The sequence below is a fragment of the Mesorhizobium sp. M0983 genome (assembly GCF_040318975.1).
In the GTDB taxonomy this organism is placed as follows: Bacteria; Pseudomonadota; Alphaproteobacteria; order Rhizobiales; family Rhizobiaceae; genus Mesorhizobium.
Genome location: NZ_JAMYNH010000001.1, coordinates 87,609 through 101,934 on the forward strand (window position 1 = coordinate 87,609; position 14,326 = coordinate 101,934).

Here is a 14,326-nt window from a genome sequence, read left to right on the forward strand (position 1 = left end):
GGGCAAACTCCGAAGCGGAATGCTCGATGCCCCTTGAATTGAATGCGGGCGACCAGTCGATGCTGCATGGCGAGCAAGGCTCGGCAGCGGCTGCCGCCATGAAGATCCTGGTCGCCTTCGCGAAGGCGGTCGACGCGCGCAAATTGCTGGACATTGCCGGTGCCCATATCGACGGCTGCCTCTATCACGGCCAGGCCAGCCTCGATTTCGTCGAAAGGCTGATCGAGGGCGGCGGCCGCGTTCGAGTGCCAACGACGCTGAATGTCGGCTCGTTCGATCTGATCCATCCTGGACTGGTGAAGATGACAGCCGCGGAAGAAGTGCCGGCGCGCCGTCTGATGAAGGCGCATCTGGAACTCGGCTGCCAGGCGACTTTCACCTGCGCGCCGTATCAGACGCGGTTTCGGCCAGGGTTTGGCGAGCAGATTGCCTGGGGTGAATCCAACGCCATCGTCTTTGCCAATTCGGTGATCGGTGCGCGGACCAACCGCTATGGCGATTTTATCGATTTGTGCTGCGCAATCACCGGGCGCGCGCCAGCCTGGGGGTTGCACCTGATCGAAAACCGGCGTGGCCAGGTACTGTTCGAGCTGACTGGCGGCCTCGAGCCTACCGACGCCCTGTTTGTCGGCGTCGGGCTGATCGTCGGGCAAAGGAGTGGCGACCGTATTCCGGTGATATCGGGCCTGCCGCCGCCGCGCGACGAGGACCAACTGAAGGCGCTGGGGGCGGCGGCGGCAACAACGGGCGCGGTGGCGCTATTTCATGCCGTCGGCATCACACCGGAGGCGAAGACCCGCGATGAGGCGTTGCACGGCCTGGTGCCGGAGGAAAAAATCCGCATCAGCCGCGCTGACATCGACCATGCTCTGGCCAGGCTGTCGAGCGTCCCCGACGGCGTGCTGCTTGCAGCCGTCTCGTTAGGCACGCCGCATTTCTCCCATGAGGAATGGATGCGCCTGTTGCCGTTGCTGCGCGACGTCGCGCCGAGCAGAGGCGTGCCGATCTATGTCAACACAGGGCGTGCGACGCTGGCGCGGCTGCAGGACGAGGGCGCACTGGCCGGCATGGCAGGGTTCGGCCTCGTTCCGGTCACCGACACTTGCACTTACGTCACCGCGATTCTGGAACGTCTCGACGGCGTGGTGATGACCAATTCGGGCAAATGGGCGCATTACGCACCTGGCAATATCGGTGTCTCGGTGGCCTTCGGTGACATGGAGGACTGCGTCCGCTCGGCTGCTGCCGGCCGCGTCGTGCGAAGCGCGCCATGAGGGGGCCGGACAGAACAGGTACATTCCACCTTGCCGGCTCGGCGCAAGGCCCGGCGCTGGTGCTTTCGCAGGCGCTCAGCTTCTGGGGCGGGATCGACGTCGAAACGGGCGACATCATCGACCATTCGCACCCGAACCTCGGCGGCAACATCGCCGGCAAGATCCTGGTGATGCCGAGCGGGCGGGGGTCGTCGTCCTCGTCTTCGGTTCTGGCCGAAGCTATCCGCAGGGGCACGGCGCCAGCCGGCATTATCCTGGAGCGGCCGGACCCGATCCTTGCCGTCGGCGCCATCGTTGCCGAATTCCTCTACGAAATCAGCATGCCGCTGGTCGTCTGCGAGATATCAGGCATTGTCTCCGGCGACCGGATCGCAATCGGTCTGGGCGAAGATGCCCAAGCGATGGTGAGCAAGATCTAGCCGGCCATCAGTCCTGCCGCGCCCCGCCGCCAATAGGCTGCGGCCAGTGTTTCGTTGCGGCCGAGCGTCAGCGTGCCGCGCCAGTGTTCGCGCACCGTCCTGGCGGCGGCTGCTTCGGCCGCGAACCAGCCGAATGCCGAACCGGTCGGCCATGCGACCGACCGGATGGCGCGCGCCAGCCTGTCGTCGAGCCCGGCCGGCACGCCGTCTCTCGGCAGCCAATGCAGCTCGATACCGGTCGCGTTGTCGATGGCCTGCCGTTCGCCATCGTCCGCGATCTCTATGAAGGCCACGCCTTTGGTCTCGGCGGGCAGCGTCTCCAACATGCGGGCCAGCGCCGGCAGGCCGGTTTCATCGGCGCCCATGAGATACCATGACGCCGGTCGTACTGGACGGCCGACCGGCCCCATGACGCCGATCTTCATGCCAGGCGCCGCCTGCATTGCCCAGCGGGCGCCGACGCTGTCGCCGGAATGGATCAGGAAGTCGACGTCGATAATGCCCTTTTCGACGTCGAGGGCTCGGATGGTATAAACACGCGCTACCGGGCGCCTGTCGTCCGAGGGCCAGGCCGGCAAGCCATTGCTGCCAAGCACGGGCCAGAGCGGATCGGGGACATCCCTGGTCGGGAACAGCATGCGGATATGCATGCCGCCGAATTTTGCGAAGCGCGCCAGATCGTCGCCGGCGAAGCGGATGCGGCGCATATGCGGGGTCAGGCCGTCGACCTGGGTGACGACCATCTCACGGAACTGCGCAAGGCGGATTTCTTCGGCGAGATCGCCGGTCCAGACGATCTCGGGTTTTTCCTCCTTGGCATAGACTTCGACAGCGGTAGCCAGCAGGTCCTTGATGCGGGCCAGCCCATCGCGGTCGGCGGCGTTGGCCCGCATCACCAGCCGCTCCATGTCAAGGGACGCGTCGCCGAAGGCGAAGCGGAAGTCGAGCCGCTGCCCCTCGCGCGAGGCATCGGCATCGAAGCTTTGCAGCCTATCGCTGATGCGGTCGATGTAATGCGGCAGGTTGCGCAGGTTCAAGCGCGCTTCGCAGGCCAGTCCGCTCGCTGATGCTTGCCTCATTCTCAACCTCCGATCCTGCCTGTGAGCGCCACCTTGAAGGTGCGGCCCTTGCCCTGTTCCGTCGCCGCCGTCGTCGACCAGGCGCTTTGCGGGTCGGTGTAGGCGGTGTTGAAGACGTTATCGACGCCGAAATCGAGTTTGGCATGGTCGTTGATGCGCCAGTTGGCAAAGACGTTGACGAGGTCGAAGCCTTCATCCACCACGGCCGGCGCGTCGGGGTTGGTGCGGCTTGTCCGGGTGATCTTGCCGACGCTGAGATATTGCGCACCGACGGTGAGCTGGTTCTCCAGCATGCGGAAACCGACGGTCGCCGAGAAGCGGTCGAGCGGCGTGTTGTTCAGCGCCTGGCCGGAGTAAACGCCGCTGACGACCTTGGCGTCGATCAGGGCGCCGGCGAGGTTCACGAAACCCCAGCCATAATCGTAGACGGCCTCGGCCTCGATGCCCTTCAGCCGTGCGTCGCCGATGTTGATCGCCGTGCGCGGCAACACAGTGAGGTCGACGTCGATATAATCTTCGACGGCGGTGTGGAAGACGTTGACCTTGGCACGAAACAGGTCACCCGCGGCCAGCACATCGTCATATCTCAGATTGATCCCGGCTTCCCAGTTCTTCGCCGTTTCGGGCTGCAGAAGCAAATTGGGCTGGTAGCTGTCGCCGCCGCCATGCGCGCCGCCGCCGCGGTAGACGTCCTGCAGGCCCGGCGCCCGGTAGCCTTCCGAATAGGTGCCGTAGAGTTGGAAGCCTTCCAACGGCGTCATGCCGACGGTAAGGCGGGGCGACCAGCGATCGCCCGAAATCGAGGCTTCCGCCGGCGGCACGGTCTTCGTTTCGCCGTCGAGCTGATAGCCGTCATAGCGGACAGCGGCAATGACCTGCAGCCAGTCGCTGTAGTCGCCCTGCCATTGCAGGAAGCCACCATAGCCCTGCTGTTCGCCGGCGCCGAAATGCGCGGCGTCCGACGAAGCCTCCAGATAGTAGTAATCGAGGCCGTAGGTGAGGGTGTGAGCGATCTCCCAGGCATCGAAGCGCGAGGAGTTCTTCAGGTTGAAGCCGGTCGTTGCGAGGTCGTAGTAGCGGAAGTTGCCGATCGCCGTTGCCGGCCAGACCTGCGTCTGCTCGGCGCGCGTGCGGTTGTGGTAGGCGTTGACACTGAGGTCGATCAGCTCGTTGTCGTCCGGCCTCCACGTATAGCCAGCCGTATAGGTCTGGTTGGTCGTGTCGGTGTCGTAGCGGCTCAGCGTCGGCGAGGTCGAGCCGCTCGATCCGGTGACCTGGTCGCCGTAGCGCTGCAGGATCGCGCCGAGCTTGAGCTCGTGGCCGTCGGCGGGCCGCAGGGTCGCCTTCATATAGCCGCTGGTGATGCTCTCGCCGGTCCACGGCACGGTGTCGCCATTGCCATCGGTGTAGCTGTCGCGGTCGCGGTAAATGAGGTTGCCGATGATGTCGGCGTCGTCGCTGAAACGGTAGGCGCCGGTGGTGCTGGTGGTGAAGCCGTCGCCATTATCCTCATAGCCCAGCTTCTCGCTCAGCGCCCAGCGTTCCTCCTGCTTGAGGAAATCGCCGGCATCCCTGGTCTCGAAGGAGACGACGCCGCCGATGCCGCCCGAACCATAGGCATTCGAGACCGGGCCGCGAATGACGGTCGCTTCCTTGATCAGTTCCGGCTCGACATAGAACGAGCCCGAGCCGTGTCCGACGCGCCAGTAATCCTGGCGGGCGCCGTCGAGCGTCACCACCACGCGGCCATATTGTTCGAGGCCGCGAATGTTGATGGCGGTCGCCGGATCGTCGCCGTTCATCGAGGCGGCAACGCCGGGCGTGGTGCGGAACATGTCGGCGGCGGTGTCGGGCTGGATGCGTTCGAGCTCTTCCTGATCGACGGCGCTGATGGCGGCCATCGATTCGATGATCGCCGTCTTGATCATCGTCGCCGAGATGGTGATCAGGTCGAGCACGGTCGGCTCGTTCTGCGCAGTTCTAGCCTGCTGGGCGACCTTGACCGGCCGGTCGGCCTTGGCGGCGGCGCCTTTCTTCTCCGGCTCCTGCGCGGCGGCCAGCGGCGCGGCACACAGGCCGAGCGCGAAGGCGACCGCGGTGCTCGCCATCAAGGTTTTGTTGCTTGTCAGTTTCATGCGTGCAGCCCCCGGAAAAAGCAAAGATTGCTGGCGGTGGCCGTTGGCCCTGGCTGGCATGATGGAGAAGCCTCGACACGCGGGCCGGGCAGGGTTACTTATTAAAACATGATGATAATAGTCAACTTAATTTTACAGGCCGCGACCATGACCGAATTATCTAAAATGGAGCAGCGAAACGGCGGGCTCTGCAGCGGTAGACGGCGGAGGCAGACGCGCTGGTTTCAATCGGGCGGGGTGGTAACGGTGCTGATGCTGGCGCTTTCTGCTTTTGCGCCGTCTTGCGGCTTCAAGGCGCTGGCCGCCGAGACGGTTGTCGATGCATCGGGGCGCACTGTCGCGACCGGTCCAGGGACCAGGATCCTGACACTCGGTTCCGATGTTACCGACATCGTCGATGCGCTGGGTGCCGGCGAGCGGATCATCGCCGTCGATCGCGGCAGCAAATATCCCGCTTCCGTCGCGCAAAAGCCCAATGTCGGCTACCGGCGCCAGTTGTCCGCCGAAGGCTTGGTCGCGCTTCGCCCGGACCTGATCCTGGCGGCCGAAGACAGCGGGCCGCCGGAGGCGATCGAAGTGCTCAAATCGCTGGCGATCCCGATTGTTCTTGTCCCGGAAGACAACAGTCCTCAAGGCATCGACCACAAGATTACGTTGATCGCCGCCTCGCTCCACCTCGAGGACAAGGGCAGGAAGGTTTCAAGGCAAGTGCTCGACGCCTTCCAGGCCGCTGCCGACCTCGCCGCGAAAATGCCGGCCGAGCGACGCAAGAAGGTGGTGTTCTTCCACGGCCTCGTGCGGCTGAGTGCTGCCGGTGCGGGCACTGCGGCCGACGCGATCATCCGCTATGCCGGCGGCATCAATCCGATGGCCGTAGTGCAGGGTTACAAGGCAGCGTCGGAGGAGAAGCTGATCGAAATGGCGCCCGACGTCATCCTGATGATGAGCGACGGCAAGGGCGGACCCACCGCCGAGCAGGTGTTCGCCACGCGCGCGCTGAGCGCCACGCCGGCGGCGAAGGCAAAGGCGCTGATCGTATTGGACGGCGCCTATATGGTCGGCTTTGGCCCGCGCACCGCCGATGCGATCCGCGATCTGGCGCAGGCGCTGTATCCGGAGACAGCAGGCGCCGACTAAGTCATGAACTTTATGACGTCATGTTCAGCGGGTACTCGCGCCCCATCTACCCCAAGCTTCCGTTCAGATCTCCGGGATGCTTTCCCTGAAGATCACCTGCAGTCTTGGCTGGTGCAACTCGTAAGGCAATCCCCTGACCGCATGGGTCAAGGTGTTGAGCGCCTCGCGGGCTTCGACTCGCGGGTTCTGGTCGATGACCGCGTCGAGCGTGCCGTCGAGCAAAAGCTCCTTGGTGCCTTCCGTTACCTCATGGCCGAGAAAGACGGTCGACAGTGCACGCCCGCGTTCCCTTAGCGCGCGGGCGATGCCGGTGTTGCCGGCGCCGACATTGTAGATGGCGGCCAGATCCGGGTGCCGGTCCAGCAGGGCGGAAGCCTCCGAATAGGCCTTTTCCCGATCGTCGAGCATTTCGCGCATCTCGACGATCTGCAGATTGGGCGATTCTTCCGTCAGTATGTGGCGGAAGCCCATCTCGCGCTCTTCGTGGCCGCGGTAGGAGAGCGAACCGGCGAACAGCGCGACCTTGCCCGGACGCTCCGCGCCCATGAAGCGGTTGAGCAGGTAGCCGGCGAGCCGGCCGGCGGCGCGGTTGTCGATGCCGATATAGGCAACCCTCGGCACATGCAGGATGTCGGAAGCGATGGTGACGACCTTGACGCCGCTGGCCGAAAGCGAGCGGATCGCCTCGCGGACCGTCGGATGGTCGAGCGCGATCACACCGACGCCTTGTGTCTGCCCGTGCAGTTCCTGCAGCAGACGGGCAAGCCGGTCCGGATTGAAGCCTTCGATAGTGGCGACGCGGACGTCGAGGTCCGGCCGCGACTGCGCCTGCCCCTCGATCTGGCGGTGCAGCATCTTGATGAAGGAATTGGTGCCGGCGGGCAGGGCGAAATCGAGCCGTATAACCTCACCAGGTATCGCGTTGCGCGAGTTCGGATTATTCGAATTTTCAGCGATATAGCCAAGCCGTTGCGCCGTTTCGAGCACGACCTCGCGGGTGCGCGCCCTGACCCCGGCGCGGTTGTTGAGCACACGGTCGACCGTGGCGGCGGAAACGCCGGCTTCCCGGGCTATGTCTGTCAGGGTGGACCGCACTGTCGATCACCTCATTCCAAAATGCGCCAAGGGCGCATCGAGATTACGCATTTCATGGGTCCGCTGTCGAAGCGGCGGCTTCATCGCCAGCCGCGATTCTGATGGGAAATGATGTAACCAGCCTTGGCCAATGCGCAAGCTGCCGCGCTACACCAAAATGCCGAAACGGACCAAAGCGGGGAGGTGGGCAGCCCGGCTCCCTCAAATTCAAGCACCGGCTTCAGTGTGAGTGCCTTGATACACGCCATTCGTCCCCTCCCATGAGATATTATGAGGTGTCTTGATTATTTATGATGTTGACAGGCTTCGTATAGTGCCGTCAATATCCATCATAAGGGCCGTGGAGGAACAAGGCCCTGAGGGAGGAGTTCCAATGTCGAATTTGATCCGCGTGTCGCGGCGCCGTTTGCTGGCGTCCGGTGGAAAGGCGGCAGTCCTTGTTGCTGCCGCAGGTATCGCACCGAAATTCATTCGCCCAAGCCGTGCCTATGCGGCCGATGCCCTGGCGCCCGGCATGATCGGTGGCCCGACGGGCTTCGACGGCTCGGAGCGCTATCAATATGGCGCTGACACGCCCGAGGGCCGCGCCATTGAGGCGGCCAAGGCGATGAAGGGCGCCGGCAAGGCGCCGGCCAAGATCGTGCTTGGCCTGTCCGATGGTTCGATCGGCCAATTGACGCAGCCGTTTCCGGCCGGTGCGCCGTCGATCAAGGATCTCTGGGAGAAGGAAACCGGTATTCCGCTCGAGATCGTCGGTGTGCCGAACGGCCAGGAATTCACCAAGACGATGCAGGACATCTCCACCAAGGGTGGAGCGTATGACATCTACGCGGTCGAATGGAACCGTCTTGGCGACCTCGCCGAGACCGGCGGCATCCTCAAGCTCGACGACTTCGTCGCGCAGTACAAGCCGGAATGGGACGATCCCGAGCGCGGCTATGTCAATGGCGCCAAGGGCGTCTCGCTGCTCAATCAGTATCGCGGCTCGACCTATGGCGTGTCGCTGGATGGCGACTTCCAGACCTGGGTCTACCGCACCGATCTGTTCGGCGACGCAGCCGAGAAGAAGGCCTTCTCCGACAAATACGACTATGAACTGGCGGCGCCGAAGACCTGGAAGCAGCATGACGAGATCGCAGCCTTCTTCCAGCGCCCGGACAAGGGCCTGTTCGGCTCGACCGATCTGCGCAACCAGGGCTGGGGCTATACCAACTGGTATCAGCGTTATGTCTCAATGGCTTCGCCCAATCAGTTCTTGTTCGACGATACCGGCAAGCCGCTGATCAATTCGGAGCAAGGTATTGCGGCGACCAGCGAGTACATCGCGTCGCTTGCGCACCATTCGCCGGATGCGATCTCCTGGGGCTGGCCGGAGCAGTACGGCAATTTCGCAAAGGGCGGTGCGGCCATGACCTGCGCCTTCTCCAATCTGCCGAAATTCCTCGATAATGCCGGCAACAAGGATTCAGCTGTCACCGGCAAGATCGGCTCGATGCTGCCGCCCGGCCGCGAGATCGACGGCAAGCTGGTCAGCCGTTCGGTGCTGTGGCTCAATCTGTCGGCGTCGGTGTCTTCGCAGGCCAAGAACCCGGAGGCCTGCTACCTGTTCCTGCAATGGCTGGGATCTAGTCGCATCTATGCGTGGATGACCGCCAACCCGGGCGGTTACTTCGATCCGTTCCGGCTGTCGGATTTCTCCGATCCGCTGGTCCGCCAGACCTATCATGCTTACCACATGGACGTGGTGCGCGAGACGGTCGCCCGCACCGTGCCCACCATCAACTATCCCGGCGCCACCGCCTTCCACAATGCGCTGGACGAGAACCTCGTCGCCGCGCTGACCAAGGCCAAGACAGCAGAGCAGGCGATGGCCGACACCGAGGCCGAGTGGAAGAAGATTGCCCGCCGCATCGGCGAGGAGAAGCTTCTCGAAGCCATCAAGACCAACAAGGAGGCCTGGCCCACCGTTCTCGATCCGATCGCCTGATCCTCCCGGATCTTACCAAGAGGGGAGGAGTGATTGCTCTTCCCCTCGATAACGAAGGACCCAGCAAAGCCGCAAGATGAAGCGTTCAGTTCCTTTCGAGATATTCCGCTATGCCGCGATCTTTGCGGCAATGGCGGTGACGCTGGTGCCGATCCTGTGGATGATGTCGATGGCGTTCAAGCCGATCGCCGAATGGTCGGCGACCGGCGCCGACCTGACCTGGTGGCCGAAGAACCCGACACTCAGCAATTTCCGCTTCGTCTTCGGTGAATCGACCAACAATCTTATCGTCGCGCTCGACCGCACAGCTTTGAAGCCGATCCTGTCGTCGCTGCTGTCGGCCACGTTCGGCACGGCGATCGCCATGTCGGCGGGCACAGCGGCGGCCTACGGGCTGTCGCGCTTCAACTCGGGCCAGAACCTGCCGCTGGCGCTGATCCAGCTTCGCCTGTTTCCGCCGATGGCGGTCATGACCCCGGTGATGATCATGTGGGCCTTCCTCAACTTCACCGACAGCTGGTGGGGGCTGTCGCTGATCTACGGCATCGTCACGCTGCCTTTCGCCTTCTGGCTGATGAAGACCTTCTTCGACGACATGCCGCGCGAGATCGAGGAGGCGGCACTGGTCGAGGGCTGTTCGCGGTGGCGCGTCTTCACCCGCATCACGCTGCCGATGATGCGGGCGCCGCTGGCCAGTGCCGCGCTGTTCGTCTTCATCCTCAACTGGTCGGACTATCTGATTGCGCTGCTTCTGACGACGCGCGAATGGGTCACGGTCCCGGTCTACATGGCCTCGCTGTCCTCCTCGATGACCGGACAGCTCTACGGCGCCAAGGCAGCTCTCGGCCTGATCGCCGCGGTGCCGCCGGTGATCATGGGCATCGCCATCCAGCGTCATCTGGTGCGCGGGCTGACCTTCGGGGCGCTCAAGCAATGAGCTCGGTGACAGCCACGATTTCGGAGGGCGACATGCAAGCCTCCAAGGCGGCGTCGGTGTTGCCGGACGAGGGCGCGCGGCTCGGATTCCGGCTGACCCTGCCGGCGCAGATCCTGGTGCTGTTCATCGCCGTCTTCCCGCTGCTGATGCAGCTCTACATCAGCCTGACCGACTGGTCGCCGCTGTCGGGCACCGGCTGGTGGAATGCCTGGTCGATGTGGAACAGTTTCGCCAATTACACCGACCTTGCCGCGGACGCGCGCTTCTGGAGCGCGCTGAAGCGCACGGCCATCGTCATGATCGTCTGCGTGCCGGCGGAGTTCCTGCTCGGCCTCGCGCTGGCGACGCTGTTTGCCGACGAGTTTCCCGGCAAGCGGATCTTCTATTCGATCCTCTTGATGCCGATGATGGTGGTGCCGGCGGTGGCCGGCTACATGTTCTTCATGCTGTTTCAGTCGGGCGGCCCGGTCAACGACATCCTGTCGGCGATGTCAGGCTTTCCCGTCACCATCGCCTGGCTCTCGGATCCGACGCTGGCGCTGATCGCGGTGATGGTCGCCGACATCTGGCAGTGGACGCCGCTAATGTTCCTGATCCTGCTTGCCGGCCTGGTCGGCGTGCCGGAGGACCAGATCAAGGCGGCGACGCTGCTCGGCGCCAACCCCTGGCAGCGCTTCGTCACCATCGTGCTGCCGAAGATGAAGACGATCATCATCATTGCGCTGGCGATCCGGGTGATCGAGAACTTCAAAATATTCGACACCCTCTACATCATGACCGGCGGCGGTCCCGGGGTCGCTACCGAAACCATCTCCGTTTACATCTACAAGCTCACCACGCAGGACCTGATCTGGGGCTATGTGGCGGCAATCGCGCTGGCCATATTGATCGTGCTGTCCATCGCCGCTGTGTTTGCCATGAAACGCATGGCCCGGGTACGCGAGGTGGCGGCATGAGCACGATCCATCTGCAAAACCTTGTCAAGAAATTTGGCGACTTCACTGCGCTGCAGACGATGGATCTGGCCATTGCCGACGGCGAGTTCATGGCGCTGCTCGGGCCGTCCGGCTGCGGCAAGTCGACGACGATGAACATGATCGCCGGCATGGAAGAGCCGACCAGCGGCAAGATCCTGTTCGGCGAACGCGACATGGCCGGCGTGCCGATGGGGCGGCGCGGCGTCGGCTTCGTCTTCCAGAACTATGCGATCTTCACTCATATGAGCGTGCGGCAGAACCTCGCCTACGGCCCGAAAATGCGCGGCGCACCAAAGGCCGAGATCGACCGCCGCGTCGGCGCCATTGCCGAGATGCTGCAGCTGACGCCGCTGCTCGACCGCAAGGCCGACCGGCTTTCGGTCAACATATTGCAGCGGGTGGCGATTGGCCGTTCGGCGATCATGGAGCCGGCGATCTTCCTGCTCGACGAGCCACTGTCCAATGTCGACGCCGCCTTCCGGGCGGTGATGCGGACCGAATTGAAGCAACTGCAGCGGCAGTTCCGGCAGACCATGGTCTACGTCACCCACGATCAGCTCGAAGCGATGACCATGGCCGACCGCATCGCGGTGATGGACCACGGCGTGCTGCAGCAGGTCGGCACGCCACTGGAAGTCTACAACAACCCGGCCAACGTCTTCGTCGCCCGCTTCATCGGTGCGCCGGGCATGAACCTGCTCAAGGGCTGGTTGGCGGAAAGTGACCGTGGCCTGGTCGTCGATCTTGGCCCACTCGGGGCGACGCCGCCGCTGCCGGTCGAGATCGCCAATGCCGCCAGCCGGATGCGCGGCGAGGTGTTTTATGGCTTTCGACCGGAGCAGGTGACGCTGGCCGAAAGCGGCCGTGGCCTCTGCATGCCGGTGAGTTTCGTCGAGCGGATCGGCGCGCGCACCATCATCCATCTTGGCGAGGGAGAGACCGCGGTGAAGGCGGTGTTCGACAATGATGTCGGGCTGGCGATCGGGCAGACAGCCGTCGTCGCGCCTGCGGCGGAGGCGGTGCGCGTCTTCGACGCCGCTACCGGCCTTGCGTTGAGAGCAGGTTGAGATGGCCGATATCGTTTTCCGTAATGTGACAAAACGCTATGGCGGCACGCTGGCTGTCGACGATGCCTCGTTCGCGGTCAACGACAACGAGTTCTTCTGCTTCTTCGGGCCGCCGCTGTCGGGCAAGTCGACGATACTCCGTCTGGTGCTCGGGCTGGAAACCCCGGACACGGGCGAGATCCTGATTGGCGGCAAGCCGGTCAACACGGTGTCGCCGGCGGAGCGCAATGTCGCCATGGTGTTCCAGAATCTGGCGCTGTTCCCGCATATGAGCGCGCGCGACAACATCCGTTTTCCTTTGGTCGAGCGGAAGGTGGCAGAAGCCGAGATCGAAAAACGCGTCGCCGATGTCGCGGCCAAGCTGCATATCGGACATATCCTGCACAAACCGCCGGCGCAGCTTTCCGGCGGTGAGCGGCAGCGGGTCGCGATCGCCCGCGCGCTGGTGCGTGATCCCGCCGCGTATCTGATGGACGATCCGATCTCGGCGCTCGACGCCCGGCTGCGCGAGGAGACGCGCGTCGAGCTCAAGCGCATCCAGCGCGAGCTCGGCAAGACGCTGATCTATGTCACGCACGACCAGGAAGAGGCGATGTCGGTCGCCGACCGCATGGCCATCCTGGAGAGCGGCAAGATCAGGCAGATCGGCGCGCCGGCCGAGATCTATGACCGGCCGGCCAGCACCTATGTGGCGCGGCTGCTCGGCTCGCCGATGATGAACATATTGAAGTCGGTGCACGGCGCGGAAGGCGTGGAGGCGGCCGAAGGCACGATCCGCATCGCGGACAAGGCGGCGCCGGCCGATGCCGTCGAGATCGGGCTCAGGCCGGAAGACATCAAGGTCAAGGCCTGGTCGGATGGAATCTCGGACGGGGGCGCGGGCCGCCCGGCGCGAGTGTTCGAGGTCGAGCCGCTCGGCGGCTACACCGTGGTGACGCTCGCCGCCGGGCAGGCGCGCCTGCGGGCGCTGTTGCGCGGCCAGCCGGACATCAGGCCGGACGCGATGGTGGCGATATCCTGCGAGCCGGGCAGGGTGCATTATTTCGGGCAAAGCGGGGAAGCGCTGGCAAGATGACGGCGGCTGCAAGAAACGAGCTTCGGGAGGAACATATGGCAAGCGAAGAAATAGCGGGCAACGGCTTCGAGCCGGACGTTAAAGTCCGCACCAGGGAATACAGGATCGGCTGCGTCGGCGCCGGTATGATCATGGCCGAATGTCACCTTGCCGCCTACAAGGAAGCTGGTTTTCCGGTGGTGGCGATCGCCTCGCGCACCAAGGCCAGCGCCGAGAAGGTCGCCAAGCGCTGGGATATCCCGACCGTCCATAACACGCCGGAACAACTCATCGAGGACAAGAACGTCGAGATCATCGATCTTGCCTTTCCGCCGGACCAGCAGCCGGCGCTGATCCGCCATGCGCTGAACCAAGCACATATCAAGGCGATCCTGGCGCAGAAGCCACTGGCGCTGTCGCTCGATGAAGCCGTCAAACTGCGCGACGAGGCGGCCAAGGCCGGCAAGATCCTCTCGGTCAACCAGAACATGCGTTACGACCAGTCGATGCGCGTCTTGAAGCAGATCATCGACAGCGGCGCGCTCGGCGACATCGTCTTCGCCCAGATCGACATGCATGCGATCCCGCACTGGCAGACCTTCCTCGAGGACTATGACCGGCTGACGCTCGCCAATATGAGCGTCCACCATCTCGACGTACTGCGCTTCCTGTTCGGCGATCCCCTGGAGATCACCACCCTGACCCGCAAGGATCCGCGCACCCGCTTTGATCATTCGGACGGCATCATCGTGTCGACGCTGCGGTTCCCGTCCGGCGTGTTCGCCGTATCGCTGGAGGATGTCTGGTCCGGTCCGCGCCAGGAGGGCTACCAGGACGACCAGCACATCAACTGGCGCGTCGACGGCACCAAGGGTGTCGCCAAAGGCACCATCGGCTGGCCGACGGGCGCTGCGTCGACGCTGACCTACGCCTCGACCGAGACCACCGATGGTCAATGGGTGACACCCAGCTGGGACACGATGTGGTTCCCGCATGCTTTCATCGGCGTCATGGAGCAGCTTCAGCACGCGGTTAAGACGGGCGAGCCGCCAGCGCTGTCCGTCGCGGACAATGTCAAGACCATGGCGCTGGTCGAAGCCGGCTACCGCTCGATCGACAAAGGCCGGACGGTCAAGCTTTCCGAAATATCAACTGACTGAATCAC

General features: G+C 63.7%; 12 protein-coding genes. 9 read left to right on the top strand and 3 right to left on the bottom strand.

Annotated features, from left to right (window positions below):
- The first annotated feature begins 26 nt into the window (after positions 1 to 26).
- Positions 27 to 1,274: an aconitase X gene (locus tag NKH71_RS00620; protein WP_352788651.1), complete on the top strand. Its 1,248-nt coding sequence runs from the start codon at positions 27 to 29 to the stop codon at positions 1,272 to 1,274.
- On the top strand, positions 1,271 to 1,693 hold the full coding sequence (locus NKH71_RS00625) for an aconitase X swivel domain-containing protein (RefSeq protein WP_352641248.1): 423 nt from the start codon (positions 1,271 to 1,273) through the stop codon (positions 1,691 to 1,693). The genes NKH71_RS00620 and NKH71_RS00625 overlap by 4 nt, the downstream gene beginning before the upstream one ends.
- On the opposite strand, the gene NKH71_RS00630 is transcribed toward NKH71_RS00625, so the two are convergent.
- Both NKH71_RS00630 and NKH71_RS00635 read right to left on the bottom strand, forming a co-directional pair.
- Positions 1,690 to 2,772, bottom strand: a complete 1,083-nt coding sequence (locus tag NKH71_RS00630) for an SIP domain-containing protein (RefSeq protein WP_352788649.1) — start codon at positions 2,770 to 2,772, stop codon at positions 1,690 to 1,692. The genes NKH71_RS00625 and NKH71_RS00630 overlap by 4 nt on opposite strands.
- A 2-nt stretch (positions 2,773 to 2,774) precedes the next feature.
- Complete coding sequence (locus tag NKH71_RS00635; protein WP_352894121.1) at positions 2,775 to 4,907, bottom strand: TonB-dependent hemoglobin/transferrin/lactoferrin family receptor; 2,133 nt, start codon at positions 4,905 to 4,907, stop codon at positions 2,775 to 2,777.
- 147 nt (positions 4,908 to 5,054) lie between these two features.
- Here NKH71_RS00635 and NKH71_RS00640 point away from each other — a divergent pair, with 147 nt between their 5' ends.
- A complete protein-coding gene (locus NKH71_RS00640; protein ID WP_352788644.1) occupies positions 5,055 to 6,044 on the top strand; it encodes a heme/hemin ABC transporter substrate-binding protein in 990 nt (329 codons plus the stop codon).
- 63 nt (positions 6,045 to 6,107) lie between these two features.
- On the opposite strand, the gene NKH71_RS00645 is transcribed toward NKH71_RS00640, so the two are convergent.
- A complete protein-coding gene (locus tag NKH71_RS00645) occupies positions 6,108 to 7,139 on the bottom strand; it encodes a LacI family DNA-binding transcriptional regulator (RefSeq protein WP_352788642.1) in 1,032 nt (343 codons plus the stop codon).
- A 373-nt stretch (positions 7,140 to 7,512) separates the two neighbouring features.
- Here NKH71_RS00645 and NKH71_RS00650 point away from each other — a divergent pair, with 373 nt between their 5' ends.
- The 6 genes from NKH71_RS00650 (at position 7,513) to NKH71_RS00675 (ending at position 14,321) form a co-directional block, all read left to right on the top strand.
- Positions 7,513 to 9,126 carry an extracellular solute-binding protein gene (locus NKH71_RS00650; protein ID WP_352788639.1) on the top strand — a complete coding sequence of 538 codons (1,614 nt, stop codon included), beginning with the start codon at positions 7,513 to 7,515 and terminating at the stop codon, positions 9,124 to 9,126.
- Positions 9,127 to 9,202: 76 nt separating this feature from the next.
- A complete protein-coding gene (locus NKH71_RS00655) occupies positions 9,203 to 10,063 on the top strand; it encodes a carbohydrate ABC transporter permease (protein ID WP_023721285.1) in 861 nt (286 codons plus the stop codon).
- On the top strand, positions 10,060 to 11,019 hold the full coding sequence (locus NKH71_RS00660; protein WP_023721284.1) for a carbohydrate ABC transporter permease: 960 nt from the start codon (positions 10,060 to 10,062) through the stop codon (positions 11,017 to 11,019). Before NKH71_RS00655 ends, NKH71_RS00660 begins: the two co-directional genes overlap by 4 nt.
- Positions 11,016 to 12,107 (top strand): ABC transporter ATP-binding protein, encoded by a 1,092-nt coding sequence (locus NKH71_RS00665; RefSeq protein ID WP_352788637.1) that lies wholly within the window; start codon positions 11,016 to 11,018, stop codon positions 12,105 to 12,107. Before NKH71_RS00660 ends, NKH71_RS00665 begins: the two co-directional genes overlap by 4 nt.
- A 1-nt stretch (position 12,108) precedes the next feature.
- Positions 12,109 to 13,182, top strand: a complete 1,074-nt coding sequence (locus NKH71_RS00670; RefSeq protein ID WP_352788634.1) for an ABC transporter ATP-binding protein — start codon at positions 12,109 to 12,111, stop codon at positions 13,180 to 13,182.
- Between the two features lie 35 nt (positions 13,183 to 13,217).
- The gene (locus tag NKH71_RS00675; RefSeq protein WP_352788631.1) at positions 13,218 to 14,321 is read left to right on the top strand and encodes a Gfo/Idh/MocA family protein; all 1,104 of its coding nucleotides are present in this window, start codon (positions 13,218 to 13,220) and stop codon (positions 14,319 to 14,321) included.
- Positions 14,322 to 14,326: the final 5 nt, after the last annotated feature.

Coding starts and splice junctions, on each gene's coding strand:
- NKH71_RS00660 (WP_023721284.1), top strand. CDS start 10,060: ATGAGCTCGGTGACAGCCACGATTTCGGAGGGCGACATGCAAGCCTCC.
- NKH71_RS00635 (WP_352894121.1), bottom strand. CDS start 4,907: ATGAAACTGACAAGCAACAAAACCTTGATGGCGAGCACCGCGGTCGCC.
- NKH71_RS00625 (WP_352641248.1), top strand. CDS start 1,271: ATGAGGGGGCCGGACAGAACAGGTACATTCCACCTTGCCGGCTCGGCG.
- NKH71_RS00630 (WP_352788649.1), bottom strand. CDS start 2,772: ATGAGGCAAGCATCAGCGAGCGGACTGGCCTGCGAAGCGCGCTTGAAC.
- NKH71_RS00670 (WP_352788634.1), top strand. CDS start 12,109: ATGGCCGATATCGTTTTCCGTAATGTGACAAAACGCTATGGCGGCACG.
- NKH71_RS00620 (WP_352788651.1), top strand. CDS start 27: ATGCCCCTTGAATTGAATGCGGGCGACCAGTCGATGCTGCATGGCGAG.
- NKH71_RS00655 (WP_023721285.1), top strand. CDS start 9,203: ATGAAGCGTTCAGTTCCTTTCGAGATATTCCGCTATGCCGCGATCTTT.
- NKH71_RS00650 (WP_352788639.1), top strand. CDS start 7,513: ATGTCGAATTTGATCCGCGTGTCGCGGCGCCGTTTGCTGGCGTCCGGT.
- NKH71_RS00675 (WP_352788631.1), top strand. CDS start 13,218: ATGGCAAGCGAAGAAATAGCGGGCAACGGCTTCGAGCCGGACGTTAAA.
- NKH71_RS00665 (WP_352788637.1), top strand. CDS start 11,016: ATGAGCACGATCCATCTGCAAAACCTTGTCAAGAAATTTGGCGACTTC.
- NKH71_RS00640 (WP_352788644.1), top strand. CDS start 5,055: ATGACCGAATTATCTAAAATGGAGCAGCGAAACGGCGGGCTCTGCAGC.